The following is a 1,615-nucleotide window of genomic DNA, read 5'->3' on the forward strand; positions in this document are numbered from 1 at the left end:
CTCGCCGGCGCGGGCGGCCTCGACCGCGGCGTTCAGGGCGAGGATGTTGGTCTGGAAGGCGATGGAGTCGATGACGCCGATGATGTCGGCGACCTGCTGGGACTTGGCGTTGATCTCGCCCATGGTGGAGACGAGCTCGGCGACGATGGCGCCGCCGTCGGTGGCGGTCTTGGCGGCCGAGGCGGCCAGGGTGTTGGCCTGCTGGGCGTTGTCGGCGTTCTGGCGCACGGTGGCGGTGATTTCCTCCATCGTGGCGGCGGTCTCGGCCAGGGAGCTGGCCTGTTCTTCCGTGCGCGAGGACAGGTCCAGGTTGCCGGCGCTGATCTGCGCCGAGGCCGAGGCGATCGCGTCCGAGCCTGTGCGGATTTCACTGACCGCGTTGCGCAGGTCGTGGCCCATGTTGCGCAAGGCCTGTTCCAGGAGGGTGACCTCGTCCTTGCCCTGGGGCTGGATGTCGCGGCTGAGGTCCCTCCGGGCGACCGTCCCGGCCAGGTCCACGGCGCGGCGCAGCGGCTGCGTGATGGACCGGGTCACCAGCCAGGCGAACAGCGGTCCCAGGATCAGGGCCAGCAGGGTGGCCACCGCCAGGATGCTCAGGCCCAGTTTGGTGGACTGTTCGCTTTCATTGAACAGGCGGGCGACGAAATCGCCCTGGAACTGGGACAGCTTGTCGATCTCGGCGATGTATCGGGCCGTGATCTTGGGCATTTCCTGGTTGAAGAAGGTATCGGCCTTGGCATAGTCGCCGTTGTCCAGGTCCTTGAAGGCCTGGGTGCGGCCCTGGACATAAGTGTCGCGGACCTTCATCGTGCTTGCGTACAGCGCCTTGGCCTCGGGGCTGGTGATCATCGCTTCGATCTTCGCGCGGATGTCGGCCGCCTGCTTGTCCGAGGCGTCCATGCCTTTCTTGAAGACCGCCAGTACGTCCGGATTGGTGAGGTTGGCGGCGGCCAGCGCCTGGTTGGCGTTGACTTCCACCTGGCGGGCCCATTGCAGGATCAGGGCGTTCGCGGCCTGCCGTTCCTCGAGATTGTCGTTGGCGCGCTGGCTGTCGATCATGCGCCAGGCGCCAATCCCGGACATGATGAGCAGCAGGATGATGATGAGCCCGAAGCCCAGGGCCAGTCGGGTGCCGATCTTCAGATTACGCATGGTGTACTCGCGTCATGGCTGGAATGTCTCCTCGATCCATGCCGGCAGCCATCCGGTTCGGATCACACAGTCGTTTGTGTCCGATTGTACGAAGACGACCCGATTTCAAATCGGATAACAGGCGCCCGGTGCGGCCACAGTTCAGCCGGGAAAAGGAGTGGCAGCATACGAAAACGGCCCGCTGGGGGCCGTGGGGGGAGGGCCAGCGATCCGGCGGCAAGGCCGCCGGATCGATCCTTGCCTCAGAACTCGGTCCATTCACCGGTGTCGGCGGAGGCCGGGGCGGGCCTGCCCGGCGCGCGCAGGGCGGGCTGGACGGCGGCGCGGGGCGCGGGCGCGTCGGCCCGCGGGCTCTGGCGGGGTCGCTGCGGCGCCGGGCTGACGACCTTCTCCGGCGCCGAGGGCAGGCGCGCCGGCTGGGCGGGACGCGCGGCGCCGGCGCCCGGCGCGGACGCGCCCGCGT

At 68.1% G+C, this 1,615-nt stretch carries 1 protein-coding gene and 1 pseudogene; both read right to left on the reverse strand.

Annotated elements, in window-relative coordinates; translation table 11 throughout:
* Positions 1 to 1,152, reverse strand: a 1,152-nt coding sequence (locus ACFO27_RS13470; RefSeq protein WP_417281884.1) for a methyl-accepting chemotaxis protein, incomplete at its 3' end; no start/stop codon positions are given.
* A 242-nt stretch (positions 1,153 to 1,394) separates the two neighbouring features.
* Positions 1,395 to 1,615, reverse strand: a pseudogene (locus ACFO27_RS13475) (DUF4440 domain-containing protein); the annotation flags it as partial.

Origin of the sequence: Castellaniella denitrificans (assembly GCF_042653765.1) — a bacterium.
Lineage (GTDB): Bacteria > Pseudomonadota > Gammaproteobacteria > Burkholderiales > Burkholderiaceae_B > Castellaniella > Castellaniella denitrificans.